Source organism: Arsenophonus apicola (genome assembly GCF_020268605.1).
GTDB lineage: Bacteria > Pseudomonadota > Gammaproteobacteria > Enterobacterales > Enterobacteriaceae > Arsenophonus > Arsenophonus apicola.
In genome coordinates, this window is the sequence record NZ_CP084222.1 from 1542562 (window position 1) to 1559984 (window position 17423).

Here is a 17423-nt window from a genome sequence, read left to right on the forward strand (position 1 = left end):
GATGGTGGTGTATTTGGTATTTTAATAATAAAAAATTCAGTAAATGCTGCCAGATAAAGTAATCTATGGGGTAGGGAGAATTTTAGCTGACAATCATTAATTGCTGCTGAAAAATTCTCCTGTAGGATGTTTAAAACCGATGTTTTACCGCTTCAGCCAATATAGATAGTAATTGTTTGGTATCCCGCCAACCCAAGCAAGGATCCGTAATAGACTGACCATAAACTAGGGGTTTACCGGCAATGACTTGCTGGGTACCCTCTACAAGAAAGCTTTCTGCCATAATACCGGCGATTGTTCTCGAGCCTGCTTGCAGTTGTTGCGCAATGTTTTTAGCAACATCTAATTGGCGCTGATGAATTTTTTGACAATTACCATGACTAAAGTCGATAACTAATTTTTCAGGTAAGCCTAATTGACGTAACTGACGGCAGGCAACGGCAATATCTTCTGCGCTGTAATTAGGCTGTTTTCCTCCGCGCATAATTATATGGCCATAAGGGTTACCATGGGTTTGATAAACAGTCATTTGGCCATTTTTATCGGGCGATAAAAATACATGGCTAGCACGTGCAGCACGAATAGCATCCAGAGCAATATTAATATTCCCGTCAGTACCATTTTTAAAGCCAACCGGACAAGAAAGAGCCGATGCCATTTGGCGATGGATTTGGCTTTCTGTGGTTCTGGCGCCGATGGCTCCCCAGCTAATTAGATCGGCAACATATTGGCCGATTATCATATCTAAAAATTCAGTTGCTGTTGGCAGCCCGAGTTGGTTAATATTAGTAAGTAGCTCACGGGCTAATCGTAGGCCTTTATTAACTTGGCAGGAATTGTTCAGATCTGGATCGGAAATTAAACCTTTCCAGCCAACCACTGTACGGGGTTTTTCAAAATAGGTACGCATCACGATTTCAAGATAATCTTTATATTCGACGCGCAACTTAGCCAGCATTTTTGCGTATTCAAGTGCTGCTTGGGTATCATGTACTGAACAGGGGCCAATGACCACCAACAGTCGATGATCTTGGCCAGTTAAAATTGATTCAATCGCTTTGCGTGACGTTGTCACGTTTTCGATAATTTCTTTAGATAGCGGAAACTCATCCGCCAGCGCTTGAGGCGTAATAAGGCTATCAATAGGTTGAGTTCTTAACTCATCTGTTTTATACATATTTATCTCATATATGCTTCAATGTGGCAGATCTTGTTGCTAAATAAATTAGCATTACCCTAACTGAAAATAAACTGCTTCCAAGGGTTGTTTAAGATAGCGTTAAAGTAATGAATATTTCTTAGTTAATTTTGAATTATTAAAATATACGACGAGTTAGACCAAATGTATCGATGACTTTGGCTGAAATCTCTTCAACCGAGTAATTAGTTGTATTTAAATAATGGATATTGTGTCTTCTAAATAAAGCCTCTACCTCCGTTAACTCTATCCGACATTGACGTAAAGAAGCATAACGACTTTTTTCACAACGCTCTTCACGAATTGTGGCTAATCGCTCAGGACTAATTGTTAGGCCAAAAAGTTTATTCATATAAGGTTTCAATGCAGAAGGTAATTGCAAATTATCCATATCATCTGCGGTGAAAGGATAATTGGCAGCCTGAATAGCAAATTGCATCGCTAAATAGAGGCTAGTTGGTGTTTTACCGCAGCGGGAAACACCTAATAAAATTACCTGAGCCTGATCCAGATTTTTTAATGATATGCCATCATCGTGCGCTAATGTATATTCAATCGCCGCAATTCTAGCATCATATTGATTTAGATTAGATAGTCCGTGGGTTCGGTTGAGCTTTGGTTCAGGTTTTAAGCCAATCTCTTGCTGGATCGGATCAATTAAAGATTGGACGATATCATAACAACAGCCGGCACTAGTGGTAATAATTTTTTTTACTGTTGGCGAAATAATTGAGTAAAAAACCAACGGACGAATCTGGGTTTTAGAATAGATTTGATCAATTCTGTGTTTTATTTCTGTAGCACGTTTTCAGTGGTGACAAACGGTAGTGAATAAGAAGAAAAATGGAGTGGAAATTGTGATAAAACAGCATGACCGAGCGTCTCTGCTGTGATCGCAGTTCCGTCGGAAATAAAAAATACACAGCGTGCTAAATTTTTAGCGTGATGTTGGTCCATTGGTTAATTTTCCTTTTCATTTTATTTTATTTTTAAAAAGTAAAATAATAAAGATCAAATGTAAAAATTTGTTATCCGAATGATAGATTATATGGCGTTAAAAAATATTATTATGAGCTTGATCGATTCACCATTCCATTATGGGTTCAACATTATGTTAGTCTTAACGATAAGATAGTTTTACCAACTAACTAACATATTTACATTTCTATGAATTTTAATAAGGGTTCTTTTCAATGTCCGATAAAGGCCGTACTTCATACAATATACTTTGGTATAACCAGCTTACTATGAATGATGTTGATTTAGTTGGTGGAAAGAATGCTTCGTTAGGTGAAATGATCACACATTTAGCTGCTGTGGATGTTCTGGTACCAAATGGTTTTGCCACTACCGCCTGTGCTTTCAATGATTTTTTAGAGCAAGGTGGTGTTAATCAACGTATATACCAATTATTGGATGAAATTGATATTGACGATGTAGAGCAATTAGCCAAAGCGGGTAGCCAAATTCGGCAATGGATCATTGATACCCCGTTTAGCTCTAAATTAGAAAAAGATATCCGTCAGGCTTTTTTGCAATTATCTGCCGATGAGCCTGATATTTCCTTTGCAGTGCGTTCTTCTGCTACTGCCGAGGATATGCCAGATGCTTCTTTTGCTGGTCAGCAAGAAACTTTTTTGAACGTCCAAGGTATTGATGCGGTAATGGTCGCAATCAAACATGTTTTTGCTTCCCTATTTAATGACCGGGCTATCTCATATCGTGTTCATCAAGGGTATGATCATCGTGGGGTCGCTCTTTCTGCCGGGATCCAACGTATGGTACGTTCTGATTTAGCTTCTTCGGGCGTAATGTTTACTTTAGATACTGAATCAGGTTTTGATCAGGTTGTTTTTATTACCTCAGCGTTTGGTCTTGGCGAGATGGTTGTGCAAGGTGCGGTTAATCCTGACGAATTCTATGTGCATAAACCAACATTAAAAGCGGGGCGTCCAGCTATTGTACGCAGAACGTTAGGCTCGAAAAAAGTGCGAATGGTTTATGCTGATAATCATCAACATGGTGAACAGGTAAGGATTGAAGAGGTAGCAGAAAAAGAGCGTAATTGCTTTTCTTTAACTGATCATGAAGTTGAAGCGCTTGCGCATCAGGCATTATTAATTGAACAGCACTATGGCCGACCAATGGACATAGAGTGGGCTAAAGATGGCCATAATGGTAAATTATATATTGTCCAGGCTCGACCTGAGACTGTCCGTGCTAATCAGCAGATGATGGAACGCTATCAAATAAAAAAAACCGGTAAAGTATTAGTAGAAGGGCGTGCTATTGGTCAACGTATTGGTGCAGGAACGGTTAAAATTATCCACGATATTAGTGAAATGAGTCGTGTGCAGGCAGGCGATGTTTTGGTTACAGATATGACCGATCCTGATTGGGAACCGATTATGAAGCGAGCCGCCGCTATTGTCACTAATCGTGGCGGACGTACTTGTCATGCGGCGATTATAGCACGTGAATTGGGTATTCCAGCTGTGGTTGGTTGCGGAGATGCAACTGAGCACTTACATGATGGTCAATTAGTGACAGTCTCTTGCGCTGAAGGTGATACCGGTTTTGTTTATGCTGATAAATTGCCATTTGAGATCAAAAGTTGTCAGGTTGATAAAATGCCATCGTTGAAGGTGAAAATCATGATGAATGTCGGTAACCCTGATCGCGCATTTGATTTTGCTTGTTTACCTAATGATGGTGTGGGTTTGGCCCGTTTGGAATTTATTATCAATCGCATGATTGGTGTGCATCCACGTGCTTTATTAGAGTTTGAGCAACAATCGGCTGAGTTACAGGCGGAAATTCGAGCGCTAATGCTGGGTTATCAGGATCCTGTCGAGTTTTATATAGCCCGTTTAACAGAAGGAGTTGCTACTCTAGCGGCCGCATTTTGGCCGAAACGGGTGATTGTTCGCTTATCTGATTTTAAATCAAATGAATATGCTAACTTAATCGGCGGTGATCTTTATGAACCGCATGAAGAAAATCCGATGTTAGGTTTTCGAGGCGCTGGGCGCTATGTGGACAATAGTTTTCGTCAATGTTTTGCCCTTGAGTGTGAAGCGGTTAAGCGGGTGCGAAATATTATGGGATTAACCAATGTTGAGATTATGATCCCATTTGTGAGAACTGTTGCTCAAGCAGAAGCTGTTATTGAGGAGTTAGCACATCATGGTCTAAAACGTGGTGAGAATGGTTTGAAAATTATCATGATGTGTGAAATTCCATCAAATGCCCTATTAGCAGAACAATTTCTTACTTATTTTGATGGATTCTCTATTGGTTCAAATGATATGACTCAATTAACACTCGGACTGGATCGTGATTCTGCTATTATTTCTCCGCTATTTGATGAACGCAATGAAGCGGTAAAAGCATTAATTTTGATGGCGATAAAAGCCGCTAAACAGCAAGGCAAGTATGTAGGTATTTGTGGTCAAGGTCCTTCTGATCATCAAGATTTTGCGCAATGGCTCATGAAAGAAGGAATTGATAGTCTTTCACTTAATCCTGATACGGTGATGACAACTTGGTTTTCCCTGGCGGAAAATAACTAGCACTGATTAATTTTTTATTCATTAAACTGGTCTTGTAAACTGAGTCTGAAAATGAAAATAACAGACTCAGTTAATGATGAACAAAATATAATATTTATTGCTTTAGCTGGTGATTATCGATCAACTTAATCAGTTAGTGGCGTAAAAATATTTGCGGAACCTTCTTGTCTGGATGAGTTTTCACATAAAGATTAGCTCTGTACCAGCGGCGTAAATTTTCTTCTGTCATGACTTGTTGCGGTGTGCCGACACTAACCAGTTGACCCTCATACAGTAAATAAATGCGATCTGCATATAATGCTGCCAGATTTAGATCATGCAATATACAACAAACACCAATAGACTGTTGACGATTTAATCGATGTAATAAGCGTAAACTTTGTTGCTGATGATAGAGATCAAGTGCTGAGGTTGGTTCATCCAAAAACAGGTAGCTATTATTGGGCTCAGGATGCCAAAGTTGGGCGATAACACGGGCTAACTGCACACGTTGTTGTTCTCCGCCAGATAGTTGTTGGTAATTTCGATAGCGTAATGCCAGACAATCAGTTTGTATTAATGCACTTTCGATAGCTTGACTGAAATAAAAACTACCATAAGGACTTCGTCCCATTGCCACAATTTCTTCAAAGCTAAATGGAAAATTGAGTTGGTGATGCTGGCGCATTACCGCCCGTTTACGTGATAATTTATTAATATCCCAGCCTGTCAGCAACTTTCCTTCTAATAGGCACTCTCCAGTATGTGGGGTAAGAAAACCGGTCAATAAACGTAGTAAGGTTGATTTTCCAGCACCGTTTGGCCCGATAATAATACTTATTTGGTTGTGATAAAGTGACAGTGATAAATCATCAATAACATTTTGCCTAATTACGCGATAGCAGAGTTGTTTTTCTTCAATAAAAGGTATAGAGGAACGGCACATAATTTTGTCACTAACCTTGTGGCTGTTTTAAAATAAGATAGAGAAAATAGGGGGCACCAATTAACCCGGTAATTAAGCCTACTGGAATTTCTGCCGGTGTGGCTAAGGTACGAGCGAGGGTATCAGCAGTAAGTAGTAAAACGGCGCCGGCTAAAGCGCAAGCAGGTAATAACCATTTATGATTGGCGCCAAATGTCATTCTAATAAGATGTGGGACGACTAAACCAATAAACCCAATTATACCACTTGACGCGACTGCACAACCAATTAAAAGAGAGCTCAGTACTAAAAGTATAAACTTGGTTTTTTTTACTTTTAAGCCGAGATAATGTGCTTCTTCATCGCCTAATTGTAATAAATTAAGTTTCATACTTTGTTGTAAGACCATAAGCATGGTAAGGCTAATGATGGTAGCGGCAATGGTTACAATGGCAGCATTATTTTGACTTAAAGAGCCCATCATCCATAGTGTCAGGCTACGTAACTGCTGATCATCGCTAAGGTAGCTAAGAAGACCAATGAAAGATACGCATAAGGTATTAATCGCGATGCCCGATAAAAGTAATTTCGTTAAATGGCCATTTGAATAATGCGTTAATGAAAAAATAACTATTGCAACGATAAAGCTGCCAACAAAAGCCGCCACCAGATAACCATAATCACTTAACAGTGAAGAAATAGGCAAGGGAAGAACAATAAAAAGCGCAACGCTAAGAGCTGCTCCGCTACTGATGCCAAGTAAGCCGGGATCGGCTAATGGATTACGAAATAGCCCTTGCATAATAGCACCCGCAACCGCTAATGCGCAGCCGACTAATAATGCCAATAAAATACGGGGTAAGCGAATAGTTAGCCAAATTTGCCAATGATTATCCGTTAAGGGTAGTTGCCAAAGTGAATGAAACGACAAAGACATAGCACCCACATTTGCCGCCAGTAAGACAATTAAAATAACAAGACAAAATAGAATTAATAATACCGATTTTGGATAAGCGAATTGTTTCATCATTTATTGGTTTTTTTATTGGTTTTTTCCAAAGCATCGCGTATTTGTTTCATAACACTCGGCGTTGATAATCCAAATCCGAGAAGCCCTAAATCATTAACGATGAGTAATGCCTGGTTTTTGCCGGCAGGTGTCATATTAATACCGGGTAATCGCCAGATTTTTTCTATTCCACCTAAGGAATGAATACCTTCAATGGTAATTAAAATCCAATCGGGTTGACTGGCAATAATTGCTTCTTGAGAGAGAGGAAGATAGCCGTTAAAACCTTGCAGTGCATTTTGGGCACCGACAGTCGAAATAATACTATCTGCTGCGGTGCGTTGACCGGCAACAAGAGGCACAGTTCCATTATGGCTGAATATAAAAAGGATTTTTTGTTGTATAGGAGCGGTATTAATCAATGACAATTGCTCATTAAGTTTATTGATGAGCGCTTCTCCTTTTTGGGGTTGCTTAATTGTATGAGCTATGGTACGAATTTTTTCTGGTATGGCTGCCAGTGTAGGAGCTCCTGTTACTTTTACTATCTTAACGCCTGTTCGTTGTATTTGTTTTAGGGCTAATTCGGGTTTAGCTTGTTCACTTGCTAAAATCAATGTTGGCTGTAGCGATAAAATGCCTTCCGCATTTAACATACGCATATAACCGACGTCTGGCAGCTTTAATACCGAGTCTGGTTGACGACTGCTACTATCGCGAGCAATAACCTGTTTTCCTTCATTAAGGGCAAAGATAATTTCGGTGATGTCGCCCCCAAGCGTAATAATGCGTTCATTCGCTTGAGAATAGGGGATAAGTAAAGATATGATAATTGAGAGAAGCCATAATTTCATTTTAAGTTTAACTCCTGGCATTATATTTTTGTTAAGGTTGAAATTTGCTTCTGCCAATCTAATTGTTCAGGTTCTCCTTCTCTACGCTTACCAAATAATTGAATGATTTGATTACCTTGATGATCAAAAATTTCCAGGCTGGTCACGATACCATCCTTAGTTGGTTTGCGCGTTACCCAACTGTTAGCAATACCAGTTTCAATTACATTGAGGGAGAATTTTGGATTTAAAACATTAATTTTTTGTAGTGCACTTTGTTTGTCATGATAAGCTGCCAGTTTTTGAATGCATCCGGTAAATATTTGTATGCAACCCAGGTTACCAACGAAGATCATAATTTCATTTTGCTGATTAAAGACTGTATGCAGAATTTTGTAGAGAGAATGATTATCAACTTGATAAGCTAGTTCGTCGCTGACTGCGGCGAAGATTTGTTGTCGTTTTACATTATATTTTTGTAATAGTTGAAAAAATTGATGGATATTTGTCATGTTACGCCAATCGGTTTCTAGTTGTTTTTTTACCGTTTCGTTAATTTGTGGTGGTTGTGGATGAGTAGAAACAGGACGCAAATTTAACGGTGGGTTTGTGGTCATCTGATATTGATTAATCAACTTATACCAAACAGCCATATTGGTTTTTTCAGTGGCGTAGAGCTTATGGATGGCATTACCATAATAATCAAAAAACTGTATACTGTGTTTGATATTATCGCAAGATGTCTCAGTTAAGGCAAAGCTAATTGCCCAATGATCAAGAAATATACGCAAATCAAGCTCTTTGGGATTGAGTACAATACCCGTATGCTGGGTTAAACGAACGTTTTTAAACTCACCAATATGTATGTGAGTAGCATATTTATTAGCTGTAATTGCTTTTATTTCGCCTAAATTGGCCAGTTCAGGTAATAATAGTGCTGTATCTACATTTAACCGTTTAGCATCATCAGCATTAGCACACGCGTAGATTAATTCTGCTTCTGTCACATTTAAATGGTTAGCCACTTCTGCAATCGATTGTAGGTTACTTTGCTGTTTTACTTGCTGGTAGCGGTTATAAAGTGAATCGTTCATACTTTCATTTCCTTATTATGTATATTGTGTAGATCCATATATTTTTATTGCTATCATTAACCTGCTATGCCTGATGCTAAACATCGGCATAAATTATTACCTCTCACTCGTCTGTTAACCTAAAATCCTGTTTGCTAGCACTAATAGCTTAAATAGAAATCTTTGGCTCTATAAACCTCTTGTTGCTGTAGATTGTCTGATTTTTGCTGTTTTGTTTATTTTTTGCACTAAATAACCTATTTATGACAAGATTTTGAACGGATAAAGCGAGAGAGTGCCATAAAAATTAATTGTCATGAGTAAAATAAGTAATCAATTACTCATGACTTAGTAGTAGGCATATTAAAAATAATTACCAGCGATAATTTATTTTAAAATGTATATTCCTGCTTTCTTGTGGAACACCTAATGATGAGCTATATGACTTATTAAATGCATTGGTTAATGATAGGGTGGTATCTATGCCTGATAACTTACCATCACCTTGATAACGGATATAAAAATCATTAACACCATACCCCGCTTGTTGCATAATAGGTTGCGAATATTTATCTTTACCGGTTTTGCGATCGCCAGAACGATTGGTTTTGGCGGCAAATTGGCCAACCCAACCTAAGAAAAAACCGCTATTAGCCAGCGGTACATCCAATGAAGCGGTTAAACTTTCTGGTCGAATTGATGAAATGCTCATGCCTGTTATGGTGTCTTTAGCATGAGTGTGATTGTAAGCTAGCACAGCATTAAACCAAGGCGTGGTATAGTTAAGACTACTGTCGATACCATGAATGACCACAGAGGGTGTATTAATGCTTATTGTTTTCCCTAACGGTGGAATAGGGCCATAGACTTCAGTCTTGATGTAGTTAGTTGCTTTAGTATCAAAAAGGGCTGTTCGCCATTGTAAGCGGTCATTAGTTAGTAACTTATTATCAAACTGTAAGCTTATTCCATATTCATTTGTCTGATTGCGTTCAGGTTGCAAATTCGGGTTTGGTTTGAAATAATCCCGCGCGAAGTGTTTGGAATCATTATAAATTTCATTTAAGCTAGGTGTTCTGTAGCCTTCAGCATAAGAGCTGAAAAGTTCCAGCCAGTTTGTTAGAGTAAAGCTAACTGCGCCACGCGATGTCCATTGAGAATTCTGATTGCTACCGTATTTATCACTATCATTTCTATAGTTAGAGTAACGGGTGCCAATAGAAAATGTGATAGGCAAGGTGTTTAATCGGATTTCGTCCTCTAACCAGACTGCAATATTACGTAATGTTGCTGGTGGAAAGAAATCCGCTTGTTCATTAGCCTCTTGCTGTTGTTGATTAAATTCGCTACCAATGTTGAAATGGTGAGCCGCTAACTGATCATGATCCCAGATAAAATAGTTAGTTATCTTGCTCCCTTTGCTAATTAGCGAGCGTTTTTCCTCATCACACTCACTAATGGGTTTTTGTTCGATTATCACCTTACTGTAGTAAAGATCCCAATCTATAAGCCAATTTTCTGCTTGAAGTGGATAAATTTTCTGTGTTAATTGAATATCATGTTGGCTAGTATTACGATCGTAATGGCTATTTTTGTACTTGCTGGGTTCGACAATTTCTGGGTTTTTAAGCTGTATTCCATCATTTTTATAATAACGTAATTGAGCTGAAATTGTATATGACGGCGTAATCATCCAGTTTGCTTTACCAAGTAAACTGTAAATATCCTCCTTATTATAGGGAACTGAGCCATCACTTAAATGAAAGGAGCCTTTAGCTCGTCTACTAAATGCTATTAATTCATCAACTTGGTGAGTTTTACCAAAAAGTAAACTACCATATTGATATCCCTGATCGTTATGGCTACGGCTTAATGTCAAAATAGCACCATGAGATTGTTCTGGTGCCAGCAAATCTTGTGCATTAACCGTTTTTAAGGCAATCGTCCCACCCAATGCCCCACTACCATGCTGTAAACTATTGCTACCATGTATGGTAATGATTTTTTTTACCAACATTGGGTCAAGAAATGTGCCCGTGATTGTGCCGGCATCAATATCTTGCCGAATACCATCAATGGTGATGAGAACCCCAGCTCTTTCATAGCCCCGCATATTTAAAGTTTGCCCATTTGTACTACCAATGCCTGAAAGACTTATTCCTGGTGTTTTTTTTAATAAAACTAATGCATCAGTTGCATATTGATATTTTGGCTGATTAGTATCAATGACAGTATATGTTTTAGCGGTAGTAGAGATATTTTGCATAGCTTTATCCGCATATATGATAATGGTTTTGTCGTCTGATTTTGACCAGTATTGTTGCGAAATGATCAGTCCAATGATACAAGGTACACCATATAGTGAATGCTTAATATAATTAATTGATTTTAAGGCAGTTTTTTGCTTGAGATCCATAGTATCCGTTCCTATAATTATAGTAGATCTAAACGTTGGCTGCCTGATAGTCATTAGGTGGCTTGGCGTTAAATAAATTCTATTTAGTTAATATCAATTTACCTGTTCTAGTCTGGCGTAATTGATAAATTTCGCCTTGATGGTAGATATTCGCAATTCCTTTTTGATTTAATAAATGTTGGCTATTAATGGTATTAATTACCGGAGTTGATATTTGCTTAACATCTGAATTAAGCAGATTACTTTGGCTGATTTTATTCATAATAAATAGATTACTTTGGCTGAGTGTGTTCATATCGAAGAGGTATAACCAAATAATGGTAATGATAATTATTATCATTATTGTCTTGTTGTTAATCAAGTTTTTTCCTCTTCAGATAAACAGTAATAAAGTGAAATAATGATAATTAATTACAAAAATTTTTTTAAAAACAATCAAATAGAATTATTCTCATAAAGGATAGTTGAAAAAATATAAATAATTTTTATAAAGTGTAATTATCGTTTTAGAGGATATTAGAATAATCAGTTATTTTTATTAGTTTTTTATAGCTTTTTATTCATATATTGAACGGTATAATAGATAATAAATATGTTTTTTAATCTAAATTCAATTATATAATAAAATGTTATTTTTTGAATAACATTTTATATTTGCTTATATTATAGTCAGTAGCTATCGCTCAAAACTCTTATTTGATTTTCATGATTTTTTATTCACTTATTTATTGTTAACTTTAGGTTATTTTTACTATTTTATTTATATCCAGTGACGTTAAAGAATAAAACATAGTTTAATTTTGTAAATTATATGTTTAATTATGACTGGTCTGATGACAGACCAGATTATGAGATAGAATAAGTTTTATTCGCTGTTATATAATAGAAATCAAATAATAATATATGGTATTGGCTAGTCAATAAATGGGAAATGAATAACAAGTAAAGTTTATGTATGTTTTATTAATAATCAATATTTGTCAGGCTTAATTAAAAATATGAATATTTATCGATAAGTATCTTACTTATAAAAGTCGCTCTTAAGACTTGATAAACGCAACCGAATAATATCATTATAAATCAATTAATTAAAATGGATATTATTGACTGCTATAGAAAAAAAAAGCCTATCATGGGCTGACAGGCAAAGACTACACACAGCAATATTCGATAGGTTTTATCATTTTTATATTGCATAATGACGCTAAAAATAATTGAAACCAATAATTCATAAAGAGGTTAATCTATAAGCATTAGATTAAGATAACTCTAAGGTTTAATCACTAAGAATTATCTCAATAAAAATTTTACTTTCAAGTATAATTATATAAGATTATTATTTAATCATACTAATGTTAAAATTAATCGAATTTAATTACGCTCTATTTATCGATATTTTGGCAAATTTTTAGCGGAGCAATTTTTAAATAATTTAACTATAATGATTAACAAGTATATTAATTAAGTCAATCTTTTTTATTTAAGGATCTTTCTTATATAAATTAGATTTGTTTAAATTGTTTAATAATTTAGTTGGTCTCGCGACCTCATTTATCCAGGCGGTTAGTAAATTATGTGAGACAGCTAAAACTACCGGGCCAATAAAAAGACCAATCACACCGAATGATAAAATTCCACCAATAACGCCAATTAAGATCAGGATCATTGATAAATTTGCCCCCATCTTTATTAAGATTGGACGTAGTACACCATCCATTGTTGCGACAATTATGCTCCATACAATCATAATAATGGCCCAGCTGGTGTCGCCTGACCAGAATAACCATATTATGGAGGGTACCATAATCAATAAAGGACCAAGTTGGGCAACACAACATACAAAGATAAGAATTGTTAATATTGCGGCGTAAGGAATATCTGCTAAAGCTAAACCAATACCACTGGTAATCGCCTGGATTAATGCGGTTACAACGACACCTAACGCAACGGCACGAATTGATTGACCTGCAAGCACAATAGCGGTATCACCTCGTGTACCTGCCAGGCGAATAGCAAAATGTCGGATATTTAATATCACACTTTCCCCTTTTAGATAGAGTAATGCACTAAATAGTAACATTACGATAAGATGGAACATAAAGCGCCCGGCATTAATGGCTTGGGCTAAGAACCAACTGGTTGCTTCTCCAACATACGGTTGTAGTTTAGCAATTAATGTATTACCGCCATTAGCGACTAAGGTATGCCAACCATAAAAGAGTTTATTACCAATCAAGGGGAGATTTTTTAACCACAATAATTCAGGTAATCTTATTTCAGTTGGCGACTTGGCCCATTCAATTAGTGGAGCACTATTTTGTATAATGCTGCCAATTAATATTGCAAAAGGAATAACGAACAATAAGATTACTATTAGTGTCATGGCTATACTGGCTAGCCATTTTTTATGCCATAGTTTGCTTTCAATTTTTTTAAATAATGGCCAGGTTGCAATAACCACCATGCCTGCCCAGAGAAAACCAAGTATGAACGGTTTTAATACCCAAAAACATGCTGTTATCATTAATAAAATAGCAATTATACTAAAAATAAATTTGGGTAAATCATTAGGGGATTGCGTTTTTTCCATATATTAGCCTGATTATAAAAAATGACGGGTAGATATTATCGTTTATCTATTACATGATTAATCATGTTTTTGTAACTAATAAAAGCAGGGTGATAATGAAAACTGTATTGTTTACAAAATGTTAATTGCTAAATTTTATCTGGTATGTACTCTCAATCAAAGATAGTACATAAAATGCAAAGTGAACACTAATTAAAAAGAGTTACTACTATTATGATCCCACGTATAGGACGCGCTCATCAAATCAGTCAACAGGTAAACAAGTATGTAACTATATTAAAAGAAAAAGGTTTTAGCGGTGATTTAACGACCAGTTATGCTGAACGTTTATCTATGGCAACAGATAATAGTATCTATCAGCTCCTTCCTCAAGCGGTTGTCTATCCACGTTCGACTAGCGATGTTCAACTATTGGCAAAACTCGCCAGTGATAAACAATTTCAGTCATTAAGCTTTACCCCTCGAGGAGGAGGAACTGGCACCAATGGCCAGGCTTTGACTGAGGGTATTGTGGTTGATATGTCGCGCTATATGCAAAAAATTTTGCAAATTGATATTGCCCAAAAATGGGTTAGGGTTGAAGCGGGCGTGATAAAAGATCAGCTTAATCAATTTTTGGCACCTTACGGTTATTTTTTTCACCTGAATTATCAACCAGTAACCGAGCTACTTTGGGTGGCATGATCAATACTGATGCATCAGGTCAAGGTTCATTAGTTTATGGTAAAACATCGGATCATGTACTGAGTGTTAAAGCGGTGTTACTTAGTGGCGAGGTATTAGAAACCGGTCCAATGCCAGTCGAGTCGGCGGAGCGTATTTCACAGCAGCAATCTACTATTGGCCGCATATATCGCACTGTTTATCAACATTGTCGTCAGCAGCGACAGCTAATTCTAGCTAAATTTCCGCGCTTAAATCGTTTTTTAACCGGTTATGATTTGCGCCATGTGTTTGACGATAATATGACTCAATTTGATTTAACCCGAATCTTAACCGGCTCTGAAGGAACGCTGGCTTTCATTACTGAAGCCAAGCTAAATATTACCCCATTACCTAAAGTAAGACGATTAGTTAATATAAAGTATGACTCATTTGATTCAGCATTACGTAATGCACCGTTTATGCTGGCAGCCAAAGCATTATCAGTAGAGACGGTGGATGCTAAAATTCTCTCTTTAGCGCGTCAAGATATTATCTGGCATTCAGTGAGTAAATTAGTTAACGATGACGATGCAAAAAAATTATCTGCATTAAATATCGTTGAATTTAGTGGGGATAACGAAGAAAAAATTAATCAGCATTTAACCAACTTGTGCACACAATTGGATAAGCTAATTCTAGCAGGTAATTCTGGCATCCTTGGTTATCAAATATGTCATCAATTAGCAGATATTGAACGTATCTATACGATGAGAAAAAAAGCGGTTGGTCTGTTGGCTAATACTAAAGGATTAGCAAAACCAATACCCTTCGTAGAAGATACGTGCGTGCCACCGGAGCATTTAGCCGATTATATTACAGAATTTCGTGCATTGCTTGATCACAATAATTTAGCTTATGGCATGTTTGGTCATGTTGATGCAGGCGTACTGCATGTTCGCCCGGTAATGGATATGTGTGATCCTCAGCAAGAAGTATTAATGAAGCAAATTTCAGATCAAATTGCTCAACTTACGCTTAAATATGGCGGCTTATTATGGGGCGAACACGGTAAAGGTTTTCGCTCCAGTTACGGCGCCCAATTTTTTGGCGACCAGCTTTATCAAATACTCTGTCAAATTAAAACCGCATTTGATCCATTGAATCAATTAAATCCAGGCAAAATATGTTCATCGCTTAATGTAGCTCTTCCTTTAAAGCCGATCGATGCCGTGAAAAGAGGAACTTATGATCGCATTATCCCAATTAATATAAGGCAAACTTTTGAATCTGTTATGGCTTGTAATGGCAATGGTTTATGTTTTAATTTTGACGTTAATAGTCCAATGTGCCCTTCGATGAAAATATCACAACAACGCATTCATTCACCTAAAGGAAGGGCAACTTTAATGCGAGAGTGGTTAAGACTACAGGTTAAACAAGGAGTAAATCTAAAGTTATTTAGTGAGGATATGAATAATTATAAACTGCCTTGGCCACAAAAAATAACACGCCTATACCACACTTTGCGTGCTAAGTGTGGACAATATGATTTTTCCCATGAAGTAAAAGAGGCGATGGCGGGTTGCTTAGCTTGTAAAGCGTGTTCAACTCAATGCCCAGTTAAAATTGATGTTCCCACTTTTAGGGCAAAATTTTTAGCGCTCTATTATAGCCGTTATTTGCGACCAATCAGTGACAATATTGTAGCTAATATTGAATTAACTTTACCATTAATGGCAAAGCGACCACGCTGGTTTAATTTTATATTGCAGCAAAGGTGGATACAAATTCTGAGTCACAAGGTAATTGGATTAACAGATCTTCCCCAGCTTTCTACGCCCAGCTTACAACAACAATTGGTTAAGCATGCAGCCTTATCCCTGTCATTGCAACAATTAGAAAGTTTACCACAAAAGGCGCGTAGCCAATTTGTTTTTATCGTCCAAGATCCATTTACCAGCTATTATGATGCTAAGGTTGTTGCTGATTTTATCTATTTAATTGAAAGACTAGGTTATCGACCAATATTATTGCCATTTTCTACTAATGGAAAAGCATTACATATCAAGGGATATTTAAGTCGTTTTGCCAAAACAGCACAAAAGACAGCGGATTTTCTTAATCGCTTAGCTAAATTATCAATTCCTATGGTCGGTATTGATCCAGCTTTAGTGCTCTGTTATCGCGATGAATATAGCCAGATCCTCGGTAATAAACGTGGGGATTTCGAGGTTAAACTAGTCAATGAGTGGCTAATAACAGCGTTAGCATCAAAAGTAGTATCGAAGTTAACAACTGAAAAATGGTATTTATTGGGTCACTGTACCGAAATATCATTGCTCGCTGATAGTGTTCAGCAATGGATTAAAATTTTTGCTCAGTTTGGCTGTCAACTTATCAATGTAAATGTTGGCTGTTGTGGCATGGCAGGAACCTATGGTCATGAAGTTAAACATTTGACAAATTCAAAGGGAATTTATGCCTTATCTTGGGGAAATCGATTACAAAAATTACCCAAAAAACGTTGTTTAGCGACCGGTTATTCCTGCCGTAGCCAGGTAAAACGAATGAAAATGAAACCATAAAACATCCATTACAAGCATTATTGGAGATCATTAAATGATTTGGCAACGTTTTTATAGCCTTGAAGAAATTAATAGTTGGAATAATAACAGCATGTTATCCCATTTAGGAATTGTTATGTTAAGTATCAATGATGATAGCATTGAAGCAACAATGCCGGTTGATCAGCGTACTATGCAACCGTTTGGATTATTACATGGTGGTGCTTCGGTAGTACTGGCTGAGTCCTTAGGTTCGATAGCTGGATATCTCTGTACTCAAGGAGAGCAAAAAGTGGTCGGTACTGAAATAAACGCTAGCCACATCAGAACAGTATCTTCAGGAAAAGTGCGTGGCGTATGTAGTGCGATCCATCTTGGGCGTCGGCAACAGGTCTGGTCGATAAAAATCTTTGATGAACAATTAAAACTAAGCTGTATATGCCGTTTAACAACCGCAATAATTTAATTGCCTGTGATTAAGAACAAAAGTAATTTGTTTAACAACAGGTTGTTTTTCAACTGGAATATATATAAATTTACTTGTTAATTTAATTTTAAAATATATATCAGTAAGTTAAATTTATTGATAAATTAAAAATTGTCAAATAATAGTAAAATA

10 protein-coding genes and 2 pseudogenes are annotated in these 17423 nt (G+C 36.8%); 3 read left to right on the plus strand and 9 right to left on the minus strand.

Features of this window, described 5'->3' with window-relative positions:
* Positions 1-130 precede the first annotated feature (130 nt).
* Both LDL57_RS07280 and ppsR read right to left on the minus strand, forming a co-directional pair.
* Positions 131-1177: a 3-deoxy-7-phosphoheptulonate synthase gene (locus tag LDL57_RS07280; protein ID WP_180559997.1), complete on the minus strand. Its 1047-nt coding sequence runs from the start codon at positions 1175-1177 to the stop codon at positions 131-133.
* A gap of 139 nt (positions 1178-1316) precedes the next feature.
* Positions 1317-2155: pseudogene (gene ppsR / locus LDL57_RS07285) on the minus strand (posphoenolpyruvate synthetase regulatory kinase/phosphorylase PpsR).
* Between the two features lie 236 nt (positions 2156-2391).
* Between ppsR and ppsA the strand changes: the two are divergent.
* Positions 2392-4770, plus strand: coding sequence for a phosphoenolpyruvate synthase (ppsA, locus tag LDL57_RS07290; protein ID WP_180559996.1), 2379 nt, complete (start codon positions 2392-2394; stop codon positions 4768-4770).
* A gap of 133 nt (positions 4771-4903) precedes the next feature.
* Here ppsA and LDL57_RS07295 read toward each other — a convergent pair whose 3' ends face one another.
* The 7 genes from LDL57_RS07295 to ydiK form a co-directional block, all read right to left on the minus strand.
* Positions 4904-5695: a heme ABC transporter ATP-binding protein gene (locus tag LDL57_RS07295; RefSeq protein ID WP_225507400.1), complete on the minus strand. Its 792-nt coding sequence runs from the start codon at positions 5693-5695 to the stop codon at positions 4904-4906.
* Positions 5696-5705: 10 nt separating this feature from the next.
* Entirely contained in the window at positions 5706-6701 is a 996-nt protein-coding gene (locus LDL57_RS07300) for a FecCD family ABC transporter permease (protein ID WP_180560084.1), read from the minus strand.
* On the minus strand, positions 6701-7537 hold the full coding sequence (locus LDL57_RS07305) for a heme/hemin ABC transporter substrate-binding protein (RefSeq protein WP_180559994.1): 837 nt from the start codon (positions 7535-7537) through the stop codon (positions 6701-6703). The genes LDL57_RS07300 and LDL57_RS07305 overlap by 1 nt, the downstream gene beginning before the upstream one ends.
* Positions 7538-7557: 20 nt before the next feature.
* Positions 7558-8610: a hemin-degrading factor gene (locus tag LDL57_RS07310; protein ID WP_180559993.1), complete on the minus strand. Its 1053-nt coding sequence runs from the start codon at positions 8608-8610 to the stop codon at positions 7558-7560.
* Between the two features lie 352 nt (positions 8611-8962).
* On the minus strand, positions 8963-11005 hold the full coding sequence (locus LDL57_RS07315) for a TonB-dependent receptor domain-containing protein (RefSeq protein ID WP_225507402.1): 2043 nt from the start codon (positions 11003-11005) through the stop codon (positions 8963-8965).
* 79 nt (positions 11006-11084) lie between these two features.
* Positions 11085-11267, minus strand: coding sequence for a hemin uptake protein HemP (gene hemP / locus LDL57_RS07320; protein WP_225507404.1), 183 nt, complete (start codon positions 11265-11267; stop codon positions 11085-11087).
* Positions 11268-12485: 1218 nt separating this feature from the next.
* Entirely contained in the window at positions 12486-13595 is a 1110-nt protein-coding gene (ydiK, locus tag LDL57_RS07325) for an AI-2E family transporter YdiK (RefSeq protein WP_180559990.1), read from the minus strand.
* A 213-nt stretch (positions 13596-13808) separates the two neighbouring features.
* On the opposite strand from ydiK, the pseudogene ydiJ reads away from it, so the two are divergent.
* Together ydiJ and LDL57_RS07335 are read left to right on the plus strand one after the other, a co-directional pair.
* A pseudogene (ydiJ, locus tag LDL57_RS07330) lies at positions 13809-16863 on the plus strand (D-2-hydroxyglutarate dehydrogenase YdiJ).
* Positions 16860-17270, plus strand: a complete 411-nt coding sequence (locus tag LDL57_RS07335) for a hotdog fold thioesterase (RefSeq protein WP_180559989.1) — start codon at positions 16860-16862, stop codon at positions 17268-17270. Before ydiJ ends, LDL57_RS07335 begins: the two are co-directional and overlap by 4 nt.
* The last annotated feature ends 153 nt before the right edge of the window (positions 17271-17423 follow it).